Genomic DNA, 20,284 nt, shown 5'->3' on the forward strand with positions numbered 1-20,284 from the left:
GGCCACTAAATACAACCCACTAGTCTTTTAAATCAATACTTTGCAACATATTTGTACAGCTTAGATAGTGTTCCTCTAAGTTGTCCAATATAGCTAATATTTGTCCAAAACACCAGTTTGTTGTCCAACTACTTGTCCAGATATTCCAGGTTCACTTGGCAGTCACCACTAAAGTCGACAGATTAGCTTTGTGTGAACTTCTTGTTGCAGGTAGATACCTAGGAAGACCTTAGTGAAGATAGACATTAACGGGTAATCGCCACTAGTTATGGCTAAGGTAATCCTTGGGTTTAACTCTGTGTGGAGATTCGCTGTCGCTCATACCAGAGAATTTCCAAGGAGACCCTTAGGTTGAGTTATCAACTAGACAAAATAGACAATCTTGTAAGGGTTGTCCGTAGTTGCAGCCCCTTGGTTATGCGGCAGCACTTTTAGAATCCCTTTATCTTCCCATTGCTTAACAGCTTCAAGCTGATTACCAATGATTACCGATAAAAATATCCTAAATGCTCTACGAGTTGGAGCTACCTTATACGACCACAACCAACAACCTGAGTAAAAGAATAGGGTGTCGAAGCTCTATACAGTAGATTAAAACTTAACACCCCATTAGTTATCCTTAGGTTTCACCCATGGGGTCTGTACAGTCTAGTTAGCTTGGCTTAGGTAAAGCCCACTTCCAATGCCTTAATATGAGTTATTGGCAAGAGCTATTAAGGGTCTACTGGGGATCTTTGAGTTAACTACCTGTAGCACCCAAAGGGTAACCATGGCTCAACAGGTAATGTCTCAAAGAGAATCTAAGATGTCTCAGGTTTATGGTCGTGGTTGTCAGATTGCTGGCTGCTCACAACTAAGAAAGAGTGGAAAGAAGTACTGCAATAAGCACGAACATGGATTCCACCTAAAAGGAGACCCATTACAAGTCTCCATCAAGATTAGTAGTCTTCAAAGATCCACCCAGGAGATCCAAGAGTTATTTGAGTCCAACAAGAGTAACCCCTCTCTTGGTGACCTCAAGTTAGCCTTGGGGGAACGCTGGGTACATCTAGGTAAGGCTGTGGATAAATACCTTCAGCAATACGAGAGTGGGATAGCTGGGAGTAAAGGGCAACGTAAAGGCTACCAAGTGCTCCTGAGCTTACTAAAGAATGCGCCTATGGATGAGGTATTACTACTATGGTCATCCTTTCAGAGGTTTGAAGATGACATGCCAAGTATGTTTGTGAACCAGAGGTCTTATAAGCACCAGCTGGTTAAGCATATTAGACGTATTAGTCACTTCATTGATCCCGCACTGATTAATAAGAGAACAGGTAAACCTATAGTCAAGTATGTGCCTGAGATGTCAGTACCTGAGGTCAATACCGTGTACGAATTACTCAACCAAGTCTTTGGTGTAACCGGGTATCAGTTCAGCAAAGCTATCTCCAAGAGAGTGGATGCTAAAGAAGAGTTAGATAAACGTGTACGAGCTGCACTAGTAGGCATCACTTGAAGAGCTACAGTGGAGCAATGAATAAAGATAACAAAGCCATCGCTATGAAGTATTTGGGTATCGATCTTCCGCTCTTTATTGAGGCTATGGAGAAGCACTGGGTTAACACTCTTGGGAATATCAGTAGTGAAGCATTAAGGGCTGTCTGGAAGACTCTAGGTCAGACCTTTAATCAAGTCATTGCAAGTTACGGTGACACAAGTGGCAAGTGGAAAATTCTCAATCCACCTACTGGTACTGGGAAGTCTCAAGGCTTGGCTGTCTACAGTGCACTCCTAGCTAGGGCTGGAAAAGATTCAGACAAACCTTCTGGGGTATTGATCGTCACCAGATTGATGGCAGAGGCAGATGATCTAGCTGAGCGAATTAATGAGCTTGCTGGATATGAGTGCGCTGTCTCAAACCACTCAGGGAAAAGGACATCACCAGAGGTAGTAAAGCAATTTCCAGTGCTTGTCATCACCCATGCTGCTTATGTGAATGCATTGCAGAGAATCACAGTAAATGATACTTGGGAGAATATTCACCAGTGGATACCACAGGGCATCATTGAGATTCCAAGGGTACTAACGGTTATCGATGAGAGTCTTGGAAATATCATTGAAGCCAATCAAATTACTGACCAAGATATTCGTACTGCGCTAAGTTATATCGACTCTGAGATTGAGCAAAAGTTCCCAGCTCCAGTGAGGGCTCTAAGGGTATTAAGTGATACCTTAGAAAAGTTCTCCACTCAAAATATAGACCGTACCAGCCCAATGCCTACCCGTATAGTCTGGAGTGGTGTCGCTAACAGGACTATTAACTTTCCTGAAGAGTTTCGGATGGGTGATTTAAGGCGTTACATGAGGGAGGAAGTAGCGTACGACGAAATTGATCTTAAAACCAAGTCCTCCAGCGCAAAACTTACAAAAGCCAATATTGTAGATACGACCTTACGTGATGTAGAGGCGATCTTTAGTGCTTGGGCTTATCACGTTAAGAAGGGTAATTTCTTCACCTTCAATAGTGCACGTCTTCTTATTCCAGAGGGTGCAATTAGCCCAGTCATCCTGGATGCAACGGCTACTCAGCAAATGCTATGGAGACTGCTTGAAGATAGGGCAGAGATTATTCCTGCACCTGGTGGATCCCGTAAGTATTCAAATTTAACGCTATTTGTTAGCAGGGTGGCTGGCTTGGGGAAATCTAGAATGAAAGACCTAGCACCTGAGAGGTTTTCAAGAGCATTGCGAGATATTGAAAAGAGGAATGGTAAGAGTCGGAATATCCTATTTGTCTGTCATAAAAGCGTTGAGCACCAAGCTGCGTCCTTAAGTCCCGAGTTCTCAGACTTTAAAGTTGGTCATTGGGGTGCTCTTGATGGTCGTAATGATTGGCGTACATGCGACACCGCAATCCTTATTGGCTTACCTTACCGTGGTCCAATTTGGTCCAATAATCTTTTTATGGCAACTCAAGGGCTTCAAACGAATGAGTGGCTATCGAATCCCCAGTGGAAAGAATTTGAGGACGTTCGATCTGAAATGGGTGTTAGACAATTAACCACCGACATCATTCAGGCAATGAATCGAATCTTATGTAGAGCGGTAATAGATAGTTTAGGTAACTGCCCTAAGAGTGAAATTTATATTACGCTTCCCAGCGATAAGTCCGGGGATGAAATTATTGAAAATATCAAACAAGAGATGCCGGGCATCCAGGTGGAAACTTGGGATCTTGAAATTGATGGTGAAAAAGCATTAATCCGTAAGGGATCTAGCCATGAGGGGTTGCTCGTATTAATGAACAATAGTGAGCCCGGAGAAATTACGGCTAAACAAGTAATGGCAGACTTGGGTCTCTCAAAAGAGGGTATGAAGTCACTTCTAAAGGTTGTTCGTGATCCAAATCATCAACTTAATCGTGCTTTAGCTGATATAGGTGTTGCGTATCAACCGATTAAGGGTAGGGGTGATACTTCGTTCTTTCAGAAAAGTGATTTAACTATTAGGTATTAACTTCTGCATCACAGGGAGAGCCACGCTATGACTAAAGGATGGGTTTATTAAATTCCAGCCTTTCCAGCACCCTAGAGACTTGCGTTGAAGTCCATTTACCACCCCTGACTGTAGGGCGACCAGCCTCATTTAATGCTGTAGCAATTCCCCCTAGGGACATCTTTTGTTTGACCATGGGTACAAGAAGTTTCTTAATGGATCTAGCAAAGCCCAGAGCCTTATCAGATCTCACCTGATTGAGTAGGGCGGTGTTAGCCCTCAAGCCACCCAGTTTGACACCATTGGACTTGGCTACAGCTAGTGCAGCCTTAGTTCTCTGAGATATGAAAGCTCTTTCTTGTTCGGCTAGTGCTGCGTAGATATGAAGTTGAAAGTTATCTGCTTGAGGTAGGTTAGCCACCCGGAATCGAACTGTCTTGTCATCCATCAACGTAGCAATGTAAGAAACCTTGCGACTCAATCTATCTAGTTTGGCAACCAATAGGACAGCTTTCTCCTTACGAGCGAGGTTCACTGCCTTGAAGAGCTCTGGTCTAGAGTCATCACTACCTGACAGCACCTCTACAAACTCCTTAATGACCATATAAGGCTGCCCTGAGAAGTTCTGAAGGTAAGTATCAATATCCCGAGTCTGTGCCTCCAGCCCTAGTCCAGAGCGTCCCTGTTCTTGTGTGCTGACTCGTATGTAGGTGATGTATTTGATCATCGTTCACATTAACACAAACCGCTACGAACGTTGTGAGTGTTATTTCCTATCTCTACCCAAGGAAAAGTTAGAAGGGGTATACGGGGGGACCTTGACCTTTACTTTAGATCGAGTCCCCGTACAAATTTTTATTTCAAAATATTTGAGATTGTCCTGCAGCAATAATCTTGAACATTCGATCAAGCTCTGTCCCAATACCCATTGCACTACCATCAGGCTTAGCAAGAGGCCAATTTTTATTAAGATCCCATGCCACTGGGCATAACCAGTGGGCTTGCTCCTCATCTGACGTAGTCAGTAGCCAGGCTTGTTCTAATGCGCTTAGCTTTCTTGCCTCAGATTGTTGATCGTTAGTCAGTCCTGCGATCCAAGTATCCATCTCCTCATTTGAGGGCACTTGAATTGGTCTGCGGAGCCGTAGTGATGCATATGCATCCTTAGTCCCAATCCACACAAAGGCATTTTGCTGATACTTGTCAGATAGTTTTTCTGCTTCAGTCTCAGTGATTCCCAAGATCAGAATGCTCTCTTCACGAGTCCATTGATCGGCTGTATCCACACCATAGCCATTAATGTATATGTACCCACCACTATCTACATCTTTTATTAGCTGTGATTGAACATTGGCATTCCCATCAACGTCCAGTGGTTGACTATAGGGATTGTGAGCGGTAATGAATGCAGCCGTTGTTACGCCATGCTTCTCAAGGATTTTTGATAGGTCCTTATTACTACTCCCAATGAATAGCGTAATTGGATTATTTGTTCCAACTACAAACTTAGCTTCACGGTAAGCTTTAATTAGTAATGGGTGTATGCCGATATTGGCTGTTGTCATGCTTGTTCTCCTATTTAGCCATTTCGACGACAGTCTGGGTATGGCAATTCGGAATAACTCCACCCATAGGAAAATTATCTATTAAAGATCTGTAATATGCATCACTTTTTTATCGTATTTAGTAATTGCAGCATCTAAGGCTTTCCTCACTTGAGGTGCTACAGCTGAGTAGTCTGGCTTTCCACAGTCAAGCCATTGATCAACAAATTCATGCCAATCCCGTTTTACTTCATCGCAGTATGAATCCAGCGCCTCTTTTGGTGCATCTGTGGTTTTTATTGTGTATATATCATCATCAACATCAATCCAGTCAGCCCATCCAAATTGATCGTCAATTTCATCCAATATGAGTACGCTTCTGAAAAATAGAGCACTTCTTTCATATTTCCAGATCGTATTGATTGAGTGATCTGGATCTGCTGGATCAAACCAAAACGGTTTATGCAGAGACCAACCTACACAAGTAACCATTAAAACAATATCCCCTTCAGGGATTAAATCTATGTAGTTGGTAACTCTTTTTATGGAAATAACATCTGACCATAGAAGTCTATCTACACAGTTAGCCACATCATAAGCAGTTCCCGAAAGATTATGCGCAGACTCAATTACCTTTTCGTCAGGTGTATAGGACGCATCAAATTCTAGGTCTTTAAACATTTAGGCTTGCCCCGTTATTTGTACTTTTGTAATGAAACAGTTAACTCTTCTTTTATTTTCTTACGAAGACTAGCTGGTGATATAACCTCAACGCTAGAACCGTGCCTAAGAATTTCCATGACCAACTCAGGATCTTGGTCATAATCAAACTCAAGAATATAATTCCCATCTTTGTCGAAGCTGCTTACTTGTTGTTTGTGCCAAGTTTCCTTGGATACCCACCTGGCTCTCTCAGGAGTAAATATCAGCTTAGCTCTTTTTGTAGCCTTGCCAGAGAAGATTCCATAGCTTTCGGCAAAGTGTTCCTGAAGAGACTTCTCAGGGATCTCGTCAGCCTTCTTGTTTGAGATGAGAACCTTACGGATACCATCCAGGGAGAAACTGCGGAGTTCCTTACGTAGATGACAGTACGCATCAAGATACCAGTTGTCCCTGTAGAAGATCAAGCGCTGAGGCGATACTTCTCGAGTAGTTAACTCATCTTTAGCCTTGGAATAAAACTCGAGATCCAACCTTTGTCGTTTAAGAAGGGCGCTGCCGATTTCCTCAAAGCTCTCTAGCGAGCTCTTCCTTGATGAAACCCCAAATACCTTAATGCGTTTCCTAAGTTCCTTTGCAGAAATCTCTGTACGTCCAAGGATGCCATCAATAATCTCTATTAGGGGGTCAATATGCGGACCAATGAGACCGCCTTGATCTAGATTTGATAGTAGGTGCTGCATTAGAACTAGGGCAGTAGCTTCCTTCTCGCTAAACCATAAGCCAGGTAGCTCAACCTTGTCACCGACATTAGGTTTATCAAAGCGATAGCCTCCCTCGGCACGGTCATAGACAATTGAGGCATTGAGTCTATCTCTCAGGTACTCCAGGTCTCGCTTGAAGGTAGCCTTTGAGATCTCAAGCTCCTCTAGGAAGGCGTCGATAGGAACACAGTGCCTAGCCTGGATCATGTATTTAATTTTGTATAGGCGCTCTAGATCGCTCATGATTTCTGAAGGCTTGAATAGTTACTGAATTAGAGAGTTAAATTCATCATAAGACTTTTTATCAAAGAGAACCATCCTCACTCGCTCGGGATATGGAGATGACCATCTCCTGAGTTCCCGGACAATTATCTCGGCGGCAGGTTTCAATGGGAATCCATATGACCCTGTGGAAAGAGCGGGTAGGGCAAGGGAGGCTACTTGATTTTCATTTGCAATGGCTAGAGTGGATCGAATGGCTTTACTAAGGTTTTCCTCTGGGTTTACATCGCTAAAGTACTTAGGTCCAAGTACATGGATAACTAGGGGGTTGACTAGGTTGAATCCAGGGCTGATTACGGCTTGACCAACTTCAATTGGCGCATATTGCTCACAGTATTTTTCTAGCTCTCTACCTGCTGCCTTGTGGATAGCACCTGCTATACCTGCACCTGGTAGCAACATGTTATTGGCAGCGTTCGCTATAGCCTGGCAGTCTTGCTGCTGGGTAATATCTCCGAGCACACATTCAATCTTCATAATCTTCTACCGATAATCTGGATTATTTTGAATACTAAATATGCAATTACGCTAATCACAAAATTGCATACACATGAAAACGGATACCAAATACCGTGAAGAATCGCATCTTGATCGTTATAGTCAGCAGGTAAAACATTCCAGGAATCCTTATTGATGTAATAGATTAAACATAGTCCCACGAACAATATAAGTGCCAGAGGAAAGGGGGTTATGTATTTAGTCATTTTTTATCGACTCACAGAAACCAAGCCAATTAAGACTTTCTTTAGGATCTTTAAATTTCATTACTTGTTTACAGGTTGTTGCAATAAAGTCCGCTAGATCTTGAGGTTCTGGAGGAATGTTAATAAATCGAGATCTTATTTCACCTTGAATTTTCTCTGTACATCTCCAGATGCTATCGGGGAGTAACTCTGAGCCTGTCTCATCCGCACTTACTAGGATTACAAATGCAGGAATATGCCAATTCATGAAACCAGGATATTGGTTGGCTCCACCAAGTGCTCGGAAGTAGTGCTGAACATCATCCGCACATTGAAATAGCGTCTGTAGTGATTCATTCATTAGCTAAAAGTAAGCGTTAGGTGCTCTATGGGTATATTGAGGTGGGTGAAGTCTGCTAATTGATGCTCTTCTATATCTAGTCTTGCCCAAAGGCTTAATTCTTTTTGTTGATGCATCGAGCTAAGAATTCCCATGAGGTTGCTTGAACTTTCAGCCTTAGCAAAGATCATTGCGGAAATCTTATCTCCATCCTTACTCAATGACATTGTTTGGAAGCCATCTTTCCGGATGAACTCTGGCTGACCTGTATAGACTACAAGATCAATTAAAACACCTTTAAAAAGGTCCGTGAGTACTGTTGGTTTTATTTCTTCGCTATCTGAGACGAACTTGAGTAATCCTTTAATTTGAATCCACGCCCCCTGACGATTTGAATCATGGAGTTGATTCTGTGCAATTGAATCAAAAACTATCTCAGAGTCCTTATGCGATAGATTCTTTTTAAAGATTACTGATCGTTGGTGGGATTGCATTACCAGCCTTTAACTATTGGAGCTTGGGGAGCATTCCGGGGAACATTGATCGTGGTGTTTGGTGTCGAGGTGATGGGGGCTGTAGAGGTTCCCTGGTAGTTTCCTTGAGGACTATAGAAGCTAGTTTGTCCATTGTCCGTCTGTAACGACTGAGTATTCTGACCGGTGGCGTTATATATGTTTATAACCCCGCTCGGAGAGGTCTGGCTATAGCCCTTATATTGACCGTTCGCATCATAGATTGCCTGTGAGCTGGCTGCAAAGCCCGTGGATAGAAGAAGTGCGAATACTGCATATCTCATTGATTGCCTTATTTATTCAATTTATAAGTAATCTTAACCTTGGTCTAGCTCATAAATTGAGCCTGTAAATGAGTAGACTGCTTTAAATAGCAGTTTTGTAATCCTTCCAGGACATCCTACATGTTAAATTTAGCAATAAATAAAGAGAAAAATGACTAAATTAACACTATCTAAGCTAGAAACCCGTCTAATGGCGGCCGCTGATATCTTGCGTGGAAAGATGGATCCCACGGAATACAAGACTTATATCTTTGGAATGCTTTTCCTAAAGCGTCTAAATGACCAGTTCGTAGCAAAGCGCAACTCGCTAATCGCGGAAAATGCCAAAAGCAGTTTATCTGATGCTCTAAAAGCTCAAAGGTTAGAACGCCCAGAATCCTACGCCCCCCAATTCTTTGTCCCGGAGATAGCTAGATGGTCATTTGAATCTAAAGGGGGAGTTAAGAGCGGCATTCTATATGCGACTGAAGATATGGGAACCGTCCTCAACAAAGCATTAGCTGCAATTGAAAATGCCAACAACGATCAATTGTCTGGAGTGCTTACTGGTCCTATTGATTTCAATAAAACTGGCGGTAATGATAAGAAGCGGTTAATGGACGATCAGAAGCTGCGAGATTTAATAGCGGAATTTGATAAGCTTGAGCTGCAAGATGACAACCTTGATTTCCCTGATGTATTGGGTGCTGCGTATGAGTACTTAATTAAGTTCTTTGCTGATTCAGCTGGTAAGAAGGGTGGAGAGTTCTATACACCATCAGAAGTTGTTCGTTTATTGGTTCAAATCCTTGAGCCAGTAGAGCGCATGACTATCTATGATCCAACGGTTGGTTCTGGCGGCATGTTGATTCAGGCTGCCAACTATGTGGAAGAAAAGGGTGGTAATAAAGATACCTTATTCTTGGCTGGGCAGGAGGATAACTCTGCCACTTGGGCTGTTTGTAAGATGAACATGATCCTTCATGGGATTGTTAACTCAGACATAAGGAATGGTGACACCTTAAAAGAACCACTTCATCTAAGTAGCAACGGAGGGCTTAAAACTTTTGACAGAGTTCTGGCTAATCCACCTTTCTCAATGAAGGCTCCAGGAGAGTCTGAAGTCCAGTTATCAGGTCGATTTGATGTCTTCATCCCCAAGGGATCCAAGAAGGCTGACTTTATGTTCTTACAGCACATGGTTGCCTCATTAAACGAACGGGGTAAAGCCGCAGTAATCATGCCCCATGGAGTTCTGTTTAGAGGAAGTCAAGAGAAGGAATATAGAAAAGTTCTTTTAAGTAAGGGCTACTTAGAGGCTGTAATTGGTCTACCAATGGGACTTTTTTATGGAACTGGGATCCCCGCCTCTGTGCTTGTTATAAATAAACAGGATGCATCTAAACGTAAATCTGTCTTGTTTATCAATGCCGATAGGGATTTCAAAGAGGGCAAGAATCAAAATTCATTGCGACCAGAGGACATCGAGAAAATTTCCAATGTATTTAATAATCGTATTGAGCAACCTGGATACTCGAGGGTAGTTACGTATGATGAATTGGCTGCTGAGGATTACAACTTAAATATTCGCAGGTATGTTGATAACACTCCTCCGCCAGAAAGACAGGATGTAAGAGCTCATATTAATGGTGGCATCCCTCAAATTGAAATAGATGAACTTCAGACTGGTGAGCTGAAACACTACCCAGGATTGGTTGAGCTTTTTGTTAAAAAAGATAAATCTGGATATCAGAAATTTACCGACTTAGCTAAAGATAAGGAGTCAATCAAGGCGGCTATAGATTCCTTTTCTGGCATTCAGCATATTGAAGATAAATACAAAACAGCACTCGAGTCGTGGTTTATAAAAGCGGCCATAAAGATTGATGGAATCGCTAAACAAGGCAAATCTTCCGCATTTGAATTACGTAGAAAGTTCTCTGTTGAATTATTAACAACCCTCAAGTCGCTTAAAGTTTTAGATGAATTCCAGATTCTAGGCTCTTATGCTGATTTCTCCAAAGTCATTACAGATGATTTGGCTTCAATTGCAGCTGGCGGCTATGACAGCCGTTTGGTTCCTGATGATGAAATTCTTATCACTACAAGACCGGACATCCTTGAGAAAACAAGAGAGATGTCATCCCGCATTACTGACTTAGAAACCATTTTTCAAGAACTCAAAGAAGCAGAAGAGGATGACATTGAGCCTCGTGACTCCGGAGCTCTTCCAAAAGCTTTGCTCGATGAACTTAAAGAGACAAAAAAAGATTTGGAAAAAAGCCTTAAGGTGGTAAAAAAAGCAAAAGATACAGCAAAAATGGCAAGTATTCAGGAGCGACTAAATGAGCTCGTACCTCAATTGGATAGGCATCTGGCGCTTGAAAGGGAGCTAAAAGAGCTCAAGAAAAATATCAAAGAATTTAATCTTTCAAAAGAGAAACTCATTGAAGAATTGAGAGCTAATGTAACGCCAGAGCAAGCTCGTGAAAATGTTCTTAAACGCTGGAAGGTCATCTTAGTTGATGCATATTTCTTGAGATTGAGAGTAGTTAAAAATATTGCTGAAAAATCTATTATTAATCTTCAAAGTAAATACTCAATAACACTAAAGGAATTAGAAGAAAGCCGTAATCATGAATCTAAAAAATTAACTCAGTTATTGAAGGAATTGGGTTATGAGTAAAGATAGATTGTTTAATCTTGCTGACGTTTATTATGGTAAATCGCCTAATGGATTTAGAAGTGAGTCAGAAACCAAATATAAAATGTATGGTACAGGCGGGGTAGTTGGCTATTCCACTAAACCCCTTTTTGCTTCTAGTGGTGTAGTTATCCCTCGTAAAGGGAGTCTTAATAACCCATCCTACACTACTGGTGAGTATTGGGTTATCGATACCGCCTATGCTGCCATCCCCAAGGAAGGCATCGATGCTAAGTGGCTGTATTACCAACTGGTCAATTTTGATTTATCTAGCCTAAATGAGGCTACTGGAGTCCCAAGCATTAGTAGAGACTTGTTATACAAGACGGAATTATTTAAGACTTCATATGAAGAGCAGCAACGAATTGTTGTGATTCTCAGCTCGGTAGATAGGCGAATTGAGTTAACCCAAAAATTGATTGAAAAGAAAAAGCTTATTAAGACTGGTCTTTTCCATACCTTTTTAAGCAGCTTAACTGCAATTGATCGTGAGCTTGGTAAGTTTTGCCGCATAGAAATTGGTGGCACTCCGTCCAGGGCTAATGAAGACTATTGGTCTTCAGAAAATACCGGCTCTCCATGGGTTTCAATTGCTGACCTGAAGGCAAATATTATCTACTCTACAAAGGAAAGTATTACCGAAAAGGCAATTTACTCAAGTAACGTCAAGCTCTTAAAGGCGGGTACCTTGATGATGAGCTTCAAGTTAACTCTTGGAAAAGTTGCTATTGCTGGTACTGATTTATACACGAATGAGGCTATAGCAGCTATGTATCCCGATGCATCCTGTCGATCTCTCTGGCTATATTATCTTTTGCCATACGTTGTTCAAAACTCCATATCAGAAACCGCTGTAAAAGGTGCAACCCTTAATAAGCAATCAATGGCAAAACTTATGGTGCCAATTCCTGATATTCAAGATCAAGATAAGTTTATTGAACTTATGTCTATTTGTGACGGCGATCTTGAAAAAGAAATTCTTCTTTTGTCTAAATTAAAAGCTCAAAAGCAGGGCTTGATGCAAGACTTACTTACAGGGCAAGTTAGGGTAAATTAATGGTAATGGTTGATATGGGGGTTCCAACATCTTCATTAATGAAAGTTAAAGATGTCTGAATACACTGAAGTTGAAAAGCCTCTCCTTAATCAGTTAGAAGCCCTTGGTTGGAAAGTAATCGACCAGGGCGAAAAGATACCTGAAGACCCCATTAAGAGTCTAAGGGCTACATTTCGCCAAGCTTATCTTCCTGAGGTTCTCTTTAGTCAGATTAGAGTGATGAACCCGTGGATGACTTCTGGTCAAATTACACAATGGGCTAATAAAGCAATTGCCATTAACGAGCGATCCCTTATCGACAGAAATGAAAAAGCTTATGAGTGGTTGATTGAGCCACCAATGGATCTAGATGAAAAAACTCGTGAATCCAAACCGGTTCGTTTGATAGATTTCAAGGATGTCAGTAAGAATAGCTTTATTGCTATCAACCAATTTCGTCTAGAAGTTCCGGGGTCAACCAAAGGGATTCGTCCTGATGTTGTTTTATTCATTAATGGTCTTCCCGTGGTTGTCATTGAAGCAAAACAACCCATCGCCGGAACAGATCCCGTGGAAGAGGCTATTGATCAGATCCTGCGTTATTCAAATCAAAGAGGCGCTGGTAGCGCTGGTCTTAAAGAGGGGTGTGAGGATCTCTTTGTATTCAATGCATTCAACATTGCAACCTGCAGAGAAAGTGCAAAGTTCGGCGCTGTTTGTGCTTCAAGTCGTCATTACTATCAATGGAAAGATCCTTACCCACTTGAAAAGGGCAATAAGAATGCCCAGGAAATCATTATTGAAAGCATGTGCGAGCCTAATCGGCTGCTTGACCTGATAGAAAACTTCTCGGCTGTAGTGGATGAGTCAGATTTCAAATATAGGGTCATTGCACGTTACCAACAATATCGAGCGATTATTAAAGCTGTAGAGCGGCTGAGGAACGAGAAGGGTTTGGATCGTAGCGGTACTGTTTGGCATACAACTGGCTCTGGTAAGTCCATTACGATGATGATGCTTGTTCGCAAGCTTCGTAAGACCCCGGACTTAAAAGACTTCAAAGTAATTATCGTCGTAGATAGACTTGATCTTGAGAGCCAGCTTTTGGAGACCGCCAAGATCGCACATGAAACGATCACTCAGGTTAATTCAAGAAACGACCTTAGTAACTTAAGCACTCCAACTGCAAATTTAAACCTTCTCATGGTTCATAAGTTTGGTGATAACAGGGTGCATCAAGGTATTCGAGAGACTTTTGGGCTGGCTGAAGTCCCCGTATATCAACCTTTTGGTGAGATTAACAAATCTGACAGAATCATTGTTATTGTTGATGAAGCACATAGAACTCAGGGGTCAAGCTTGGGCAATAACTTGGCGTTAGCTTTTCCAAATGCGGTTAGGTACGGCTTTACTGGTACTCCATTAATCAATACAACCACCTCGAGATTTGGCTCTTATCTAGATATATACACACCCAGGGAGTCTATTGAGGATGGAACTACCGTCCCGCTGAAATATGTTGGTAAGACAGTTAACTCGGTAGTGTCAGGTCCAATAGCCCTTAAGAAGGGATTTGAAAATCTAGTTAGCGGACTTGATGATCAAACAAAACAAAGAATTGTGCAGAAGTACGGGAATATGGATGCTTACCTTGAGGCTCCAGAGAGGATTGCTGAGATTGCTAAAGACATAGTTGATCACTATGTAGTTGGCATCTTTCCTAATAGATTTAAAGCCCAGGTGATTACTTCATCTAAATTATCTGCATATCAGTATCGACTTGCAATTGATCAAGCAGTTAAGGAGAAGAGTGAATCTCTTCGGCAGAGCGGTGAATTAGAGTTAGCTTCAGAGGTTGCCAAACTAAGGTCAGCCGTCGTCGTCTCTTCTGATGGAACCAATGAAGACGCTCGGATACTAACTGAACGTCAGCGTTCTCGAGAAATGAATGCGGTAGAGAACTTTAAGAAGAAGTTCAATACGGAGAAGCCGGATACCTATTTATCTTTTCTGATTGTTTGTGACATGCTTACTACTGGGTTTGATGCCCCAATAGAGCAAGTACTCTATCTTGATAAGAATATTAAAGAACATACACTGCTTCAAGCTATAGCTCGTGCAAACAGGGTTATGGAAGGTAAGACTTATGGTCTTGTCGTTGACTATATTGGAGTCTTAGCTAATTTGGCTGATGCATTGGCTATGTATGAAGATGAGGCTAAGCAGCAAATCATGGAAGGCATTAAGAGCATCGAGTCAGATGTGCCTTTGGCAGAATACAGATTAAATGCAATTATTCAATTCTTCAATAAAAAGGGTGTAGCAAACGTAGCTGATTTTCTTCATCAGAACGATAAAGGCATTGACTCACAAACGGTCCAAGAATTAATGATTCAAGCTATCGAAGCCAAGGCGGATAGGGACGGGATTAATGTATTAGTGAAAAACTTCTTTGAATCCGTAGACTTATTAATGCCTAGCTCTGTAGCAAATCAATTCATTCCGGCAACACAAAGATTGGGTAGAGTTCTTGCTCTAGCAAGAGAGCGGTTTCGAGAGGAGATGACCTCTATAACTTGGGCTGGAGCTAAGGTTCACGAGCTTATAAGCAAGCATATTCAATCTGTTGGCATCGAAATTGCTATCGAACCAGTAGATATTCTCACGGATGATTTCACCAAACTCCTAGATCGTCAGCCCAGCAAACGTGCACAAGCCGCCACAATGCAGCATGGAATTACACATAGAGCACGCATTAGGCTAGAAGATGACCCTGGGTTTTACACTCCTCTACTGGACCGTGTGAAGGGGTTAATAGATAAATATAACGAGAATTGGGAGGAGTTAATACGTCAATTTGAGCTTCTCATGGAGCAGATTAGGAATCATGAAAAGGAGATACTGTCTGGTCAAGTTGATCCAATAGACGCAGCACTGGCATTGCAAATAGGTATTAATTTATCTGATTCAGATGCTGGCACTAAAAAGAAATTTAGCGATTTACGAGAACAATTGATTTCCATAGCTAAATCAGTTGAGGGCTACTCTGCCAATACTCAGGCATCGGATGTCTTCAAGCGACAGATCGTAGCCAAAGGCTCTGAGAAGATATTGGAAGCTGGGCTTGCCCCCAGTTTTGAAGAGGCAGATAAGATTGTTTATCAATTTTTAAAACTGTATGTCCACAGACAAGCGTGATCCGGTCTTGGTCTTTGAGGATTTCTCTGCAACATTAAAGAGAACTAATCGCAAAGATGTAGAGATCCAAGTAAAGCCTGATAACAGCGTCATTATCTTTGCACCGATTTCTGCAAAACTAGATTTAATTCGGCGTTTAGTAGATAAAAGGGTGCATTGGATTCAGGCTAAGCGTCTTGCTAGAACCCATACCCTTCTTAAGCAAAAGAAAGAATACGTAGCTGGAGAATCATTTCTCTTGTTTGGTGAGAGCTATTCACTTCATATAAGTAGTCACGGTGGAAGATCTAACCTCACCCATGATGGTAAGAAGTTTCTTTTAAAGTCCAGTGGGGTCTCTAGTGGGGAGAAGTGGTTTACATCTTTCTATAAAAGGGCTGCAAAGGAGTCATTGATTCCCAGGGCTGAGAGTCTGGCTAAAACCCTTGGATATAAGACTACCTCTGTAAGAGTTTTGGAGTTAGGTGCTAGATGGGGGTCTTGTAGTAAGGTTCACCGCATTAATCTTAATTGGCGTCTTGCCTTACTTCCAAAGCATATAGCTGATTACATCATCGTTCATGAGCTCACCCATATTGAGTCAAATGGTCACGATATGAAGTTTTGGGGGAAGGTTGAACATGCCATGCCAAACTATAGGGATGCGCAGCGTTGGCTAACCAAGAATGGACATAAGGTAGTTTTTTGAAGGTTTATCAAAAATGAAAGCAAGCGAAGCTAACCTACTCGGGTTCTTAAAAGCCCCCAAACAGTTCATTGTTCCTATTTATCAAAGAACCTATAGTTGGACTGAAGAGCAGTGCCAGCAACTTTGGGATGACATTCTCAAAGCTGGTACTACTGGTCATATAAAGGCTCACTTCGTTGGTTCGGTTGTTTATATTCAGGATAGCCAGTACCAGGTAATGTCAGTACCCCAGCTGCTTGTAATTGACGGGCAGCAGCGTCTGACGACTATCACACTCCTACTTACCGCTTTATCTCGTGCAGTTAAGAACGGCTCAACTGAACTGAATGTTTCTGAGCAAGAAAAGATTACTGCTAAGAAGCTAGATAACTACTACCTACTTAACTCTGAGGAAGAGGGTGAACTTGCTTATAAGTTAATTCTTACCCAAGCTGATAAAGATTCTCTCCTGAGAATAGTTGAATGGCGTAAGTTACCAGAAGACTATTCCAAACGGGTAGTGGAGAACTTTGATTTCTTTGTGGATAAGCTTGAACAGGCAAACCTGGTAGATGTCTATAAGGGGCTTCAAAAGCTCATGATTGTTGATATTTCTCTTGATAGAGAGCATGACAATCCACAACTGATATTCGAAAGCCTTAATTCAACCGGTCTTGAGTTAAGTCAAGCCGATCTAATCAGGAATTACATCTTAATGGGCTTAAAGCCTGATCATCAGGCAAAAATATACAAAGACTTCTGGTTTCCCATGGAGAAGCTCTTTGGGCATTCTGAGTATTCCAAGTACTTCGACAGGTTCATGAGGGACTACCTCACGGTTAAGCTTGGAAGAATTCCTAATATTAATCAGGTATATCAAGAATTTAAAGACTTCTCTTTGTCTGGATCCTTCGGGTCTGTTGATGCGCTAGTCCAAAATATTGCCTCCTACTCAGAATACTTTGTAAGAATGGCTCTCGAGCAAGAGCCTGATCCGTTACTTAAGAAGCAATTCCAAAGCATCAATCAGCTAAAGGTCGATGTTGCCTACCCATTACTGCTCGAGGCTTACTCTGATTACAGCTTGGGAAGGCTTGGGTACGATGACTTTAGGCAACTAATTGAGCTGCTTGAGAGTTATGTTTTCCGAAGAGCCATTTGCGGCATTCCTACTAACTCAATGAATAAAACATTTGCAACTCTTTATAAAGAGATCGATCCCAATGACTACCTGAACAGCTTCAAGGCGATTCTCTTCCTCAAGGATTCCTATAGAAGGTTCCCTACAGATTCAGAGTTTAAGAATGCGCTGCAAGGTAAAGATGTTTATAACTTCAGAAGTAAGAACTATCTTTTAACCAAGCTTGAAAACTTTAATCGCAAGAAGGAACCCGTAAATATCGGTGAGTACACCATTGAGCACGTGCTTCCACAAAATGAGAAGCTCAAGCCTGAATGGGTTACCTCTCTAGGTGATAACTGGAAGAGTATTCAAGATAAGTACCTTCATACTTTAGGAAACCTCACGTTAACCGGCTATAACCCTGAGCTTAGTGATAGACCATTCCTTGAGAAGCGTGACATGGCTGGTGGCTTTAAAACTAGTCCATTAAACCTTAATCTATCTCTGGGCAACCTCGATAGTTGGAATGAACAAGAGATTATTAATAGAGCCAATCAATTATCTGATTTATCCATTCAAACCTGGAGTTTTCCTAAGATTGATGATGATGTAATTGCGAAATATAAAGAGCTGAAGTCTGAGCCAAGGGTTGAGTCTGAATGGACCATTGAAGATCACCATCATTTAACCGGGGATATGCTCGCTTTATACGAGGAATTCCGTCAAAGAGTTCTCGCAATTAGCCCCCTGGTGACTGAGGAATGTAAGAAGTACTACATTGCATTTAAAACACATAGTAGCTTCGTAGATGTCATCGCTCAGAAGTCTCGTTTGAAGCTTGTATTAAATATTGATTTCTCTGAGATTAATGATCCCCAAGGTATCTGCTGGGATGCTACCGGTAAAGGCATGTGGGGTAATGGAGACGTTGTTGTGGGGCTTTATAAGAAGGAAGAGCTCGACTACATCATGACTTTAGTCACGCAAGCCTATGAAGCATCTCAGGCTAATTAAGAGCTGTTTTCCACCTTAATTTATGGTTGCTCGTCATAAGGCTCTCTTGTCACAATCCCAACTCTTGCACCAATAGGACTAGGATCTCTTCGGCTAACTGAAGGCTCAGTGGTCACAGCATAAAACTCTTGATCTACTGCTGCTCTTGTGAACTCCTTGGCTCTATCAATCTCAGCTTGTTTCCTTGCTGCAAGTTCACTGGCTGGTAAAACCATGTGCTTCAGTAGACGAGCTTGCTCATGCTCTTTGAAGGTCATCATTCCCTTGACCTTGCCCACATACTCTAGATCATCATGGTTGCTCATACTTTAACTATACCCCTACAAGGCAGCTATTTAGCCATCCAGCTATCCCTATCCAGTGGTCTCACTGGTACTGGTGGTTGACTCTCGGGTAATGGAGTGGCTGTATATGAGCCACCAATGGCTGATCCATTGACATCCCTGTAGGTAGTGCTGCCACCATAGCTACTAGCAGAACCTATGGGTGAACCGAGGCGATCATAGTAAGTAGTCATTCCACCTGAGGTGGTTGACGAGCCAGTGACCTGACCAAGAGAGTTGGTGTAGTTTGTATCACCAGCAAATACAGTAAGTGAACCTAGGGTGACTGTGGTTACCAGTAGTGCAGTAAGTAACTTATTTATTAGGGATGCCATTTCTCTCATTTTTAAGATAAATACACCAGCCAGCATCATCACCCCAGTAGCCCATCATGGCTTGTATTGGTTCACCTATGCAGCGACCATAATCATCACTGGAATCTTTCCCATTTTGCCTGGCTTCTGTACGAGCTGGGTTGATGTAGGGGACATAAGGTTTATTCATAGTTCAGTCTGCTCTTTTTTTGCTTATTTGGGAAGGTCATGCTTACATTAATTCTCATACAAATTCCCTATCAAGCTTCTGTAGGAGGGTTTGATGACAGGGATGCGTATATCTCCTAAGCATTGTGAGAGTCCTATGTCCGCTGATATGAGCTATTTCGATCACATTCAGACCCTTATCAGATAGGCGGCTAAGTGCTTCGTGTCTTAGATCATGAAAACGTAACCCTATAAATGGGTTCTGTGCTCCTTTATGACTTTTTGCTGATTGCTTTACCGCTTTAGCAAAGTGTCTTCTGATTGCCCAGCGGCAATGTTCAAAGACTAGTTCATCTGTTTCTTTGCTAGAGAGCTGCTCTAGGATTTGTTTTGCTCTGTTGGTAAGAGGCACTTGTCTGGAGTCTCCATTCTTAGTGTGTCTGAGTAAGACCCTACGATTTGCAAAATCCACATCCTCCCAACGCATCGATAGAATTTCTCCTGAGCGCATCCCTGTTTCAATCGCTATAACAATGATGTTGGCAAGATAATCGAAGCCATTCAGATTACAGTAGGAGAGCAGGGTGCTTTCTGCCTCTATTGATAGCCTCTTCATTCGTCCTTGGGGTTCAGACATTCTCTTAATGCCCACAATGGGGTTGCTTAGCTTTAACCCCCATTCATTACTAGCAATTTGATAGAGCTGGGATAGGGCATTCAGATAATGATTCACAGTAGAAGCTGCACGTCCTTTAGCCAGCAAATCATCCTTGAGTAAAACAATGTCTTGTTTACTAATGGCGGAAAGATTCTTACCTTCCCATCGATTGGCGAGGATACTGAGGATTCCTGCCTCAGTCTTGTGGTTACCCTTGTGAATTGAGTGGGCGGGGATGTACTTCTCTATTGCCTCCCTAAAGGTCACCCTGAGATTGACATGGTTCTTAGTCTCCTCTTGATAAAGACCTAGCTCAAGCTGTGCCTGAGTCTTTTTGAGCCATTCAGCAGCTGCCGGTTCACTGACAAAGGATTTAGCTATCGATTTCTGATCTTTGCGATAGATGCGCACTCTAAAAGCGTTGTTACGCTGGGTAATGGAAGCCATTTTGTGTATCTTTCTTGTCCAAGTTGTTGTCCAAGAGCACGATCTGGCTGAAAAATAGCTGCTAATTACTGATTTAATTGACTCTGCCTATCCTCCAAAAACACCGT

At 42.0% G+C, this 20,284-nt stretch carries 18 protein-coding genes; 7 read left to right on the plus strand and 11 right to left on the minus strand.

Going from position 1 to position 20,284, the window contains the following annotated elements; translation table 11 throughout:
* Positions 1–769 precede the first annotated feature (769 nt).
* Together ICN49_RS11025 and ICN49_RS11030 are read left to right on the plus strand one after the other, a co-directional pair.
* Positions 770–1,498, plus strand: coding sequence for a hypothetical protein (locus tag ICN49_RS11025; RefSeq protein WP_216168129.1), 729 nt, complete (start codon positions 770–772; stop codon positions 1,496–1,498).
* A gap of 17 nt (positions 1,499–1,515) precedes the next feature.
* Positions 1,516–3,498 (plus strand): hypothetical protein, encoded by a 1,983-nt coding sequence (locus ICN49_RS11030; RefSeq protein ID WP_216168130.1) that lies wholly within the window; start codon positions 1,516–1,518, stop codon positions 3,496–3,498.
* 31 nt (positions 3,499–3,529) lie between these two features.
* On the opposite strand, the gene ICN49_RS11035 is transcribed toward ICN49_RS11030, so the two are convergent.
* The 7 genes from ICN49_RS11035 to ICN49_RS11065 form a co-directional block, all read right to left on the minus strand.
* Positions 3,530–4,204: a recombinase family protein gene (locus ICN49_RS11035; RefSeq protein WP_216168131.1), complete on the minus strand. Its 675-nt coding sequence runs from the start codon at positions 4,202–4,204 to the stop codon at positions 3,530–3,532.
* 133 nt (positions 4,205–4,337) lie between these two features.
* Positions 4,338–5,042 (minus strand): DUF3293 domain-containing protein, encoded by a 705-nt coding sequence (locus ICN49_RS11040; RefSeq protein ID WP_216168132.1) that lies wholly within the window; start codon positions 5,040–5,042, stop codon positions 4,338–4,340.
* Between the two features lie 81 nt (positions 5,043–5,123).
* Positions 5,124–5,702: a hypothetical protein gene (locus tag ICN49_RS11045; protein ID WP_216168133.1), complete on the minus strand. Its 579-nt coding sequence runs from the start codon at positions 5,700–5,702 to the stop codon at positions 5,124–5,126.
* Between the two features lie 14 nt (positions 5,703–5,716).
* Entirely contained in the window at positions 5,717–6,688 is a 972-nt protein-coding gene (locus ICN49_RS11050) for a helix-turn-helix transcriptional regulator (protein WP_216168134.1), read from the minus strand.
* A gap of 21 nt (positions 6,689–6,709) precedes the next feature.
* Entirely contained in the window at positions 6,710–7,204 is a 495-nt protein-coding gene (locus tag ICN49_RS11055; protein WP_216168135.1) for a macro domain-containing protein, read from the minus strand.
* 219 nt (positions 7,205–7,423) lie between these two features.
* Positions 7,424–7,771: a hypothetical protein gene (locus ICN49_RS11060; RefSeq protein ID WP_216168136.1), complete on the minus strand. Its 348-nt coding sequence runs from the start codon at positions 7,769–7,771 to the stop codon at positions 7,424–7,426.
* Positions 7,771–8,244 carry a hypothetical protein gene (locus ICN49_RS11065; RefSeq protein ID WP_216168137.1) on the minus strand — a complete coding sequence of 158 codons (474 nt, stop codon included), beginning with the start codon at positions 8,242–8,244 and terminating at the stop codon, positions 7,771–7,773. Before ICN49_RS11065 ends, ICN49_RS11060 begins: the two co-directional genes overlap by 1 nt.
* A gap of 453 nt (positions 8,245–8,697) precedes the next feature.
* Between ICN49_RS11065 and ICN49_RS11070 the strand changes: the two genes are divergently transcribed.
* The 5 genes from ICN49_RS11070 to ICN49_RS11090 are packed head-to-tail and all read left to right on the plus strand — an operon-like array spanning position 8,698 to position 18,267.
* Entirely contained in the window at positions 8,698–11,211 is a 2,514-nt protein-coding gene (locus tag ICN49_RS11070) for an N-6 DNA methylase (RefSeq protein WP_216168138.1), read from the plus strand.
* Complete coding sequence (locus tag ICN49_RS11075) at positions 11,204–12,286, plus strand: restriction endonuclease subunit S (protein ID WP_216168139.1); 1,083 nt, start codon at positions 11,204–11,206, stop codon at positions 12,284–12,286. The genes ICN49_RS11070 and ICN49_RS11075 overlap by 8 nt, the downstream gene beginning before the upstream one ends.
* Positions 12,287–12,337: 51 nt before the next feature.
* Positions 12,338–15,463 carry a type I restriction endonuclease subunit R gene (locus ICN49_RS11080; RefSeq protein WP_216168140.1) on the plus strand — a complete coding sequence of 1,042 codons (3,126 nt, stop codon included), beginning with the start codon at positions 12,338–12,340 and terminating at the stop codon, positions 15,461–15,463.
* The gene (locus ICN49_RS11085; RefSeq protein ID WP_216168141.1) at positions 15,444–16,151 is read left to right on the plus strand and encodes a M48 family metallopeptidase; all 708 of its coding nucleotides are present in this window, start codon (positions 15,444–15,446) and stop codon (positions 16,149–16,151) included. Before ICN49_RS11080 ends, ICN49_RS11085 begins: the two co-directional genes overlap by 20 nt.
* A 13-nt stretch (positions 16,152–16,164) precedes the next feature.
* On the plus strand, positions 16,165–18,267 hold the full coding sequence (locus ICN49_RS11090; protein WP_216168142.1) for a DUF262 and DUF1524 domain-containing protein: 2,103 nt from the start codon (positions 16,165–16,167) through the stop codon (positions 18,265–18,267).
* A gap of 20 nt (positions 18,268–18,287) precedes the next feature.
* On the opposite strand, the gene ICN49_RS11095 is transcribed toward ICN49_RS11090, so the two are convergent.
* From ICN49_RS11095 to ICN49_RS11110, 4 genes are read right to left on the minus strand one after another with little or no spacing between them, the layout of a single operon-like run.
* On the minus strand, positions 18,288–18,572 hold the full coding sequence (locus ICN49_RS11095) for a hypothetical protein (RefSeq protein WP_216168143.1): 285 nt from the start codon (positions 18,570–18,572) through the stop codon (positions 18,288–18,290).
* Between the two features lie 26 nt (positions 18,573–18,598).
* Entirely contained in the window at positions 18,599–18,925 is a 327-nt protein-coding gene (locus ICN49_RS11100) for a hypothetical protein (RefSeq protein ID WP_216168144.1), read from the minus strand.
* Entirely contained in the window at positions 18,906–19,094 is a 189-nt protein-coding gene (locus ICN49_RS11105; protein ID WP_216168145.1) for a hypothetical protein, read from the minus strand. The genes ICN49_RS11100 and ICN49_RS11105 overlap by 20 nt, the downstream gene beginning before the upstream one ends.
* Positions 19,095–19,148: 54 nt before the next feature.
* The gene (locus tag ICN49_RS11110; RefSeq protein ID WP_216168146.1) at positions 19,149–20,177 is read right to left on the minus strand and encodes a tyrosine-type recombinase/integrase; all 1,029 of its coding nucleotides are present in this window, start codon (positions 20,175–20,177) and stop codon (positions 19,149–19,151) included.
* Between the last annotated feature and the right edge of the window lie 107 nt (positions 20,178–20,284).

The organism is Polynucleobacter finlandensis, assembly GCF_018881755.1.
In the GTDB taxonomy this organism is placed as follows: Bacteria; Pseudomonadota; Gammaproteobacteria; order Burkholderiales; family Burkholderiaceae; genus Polynucleobacter; species Polynucleobacter finlandensis.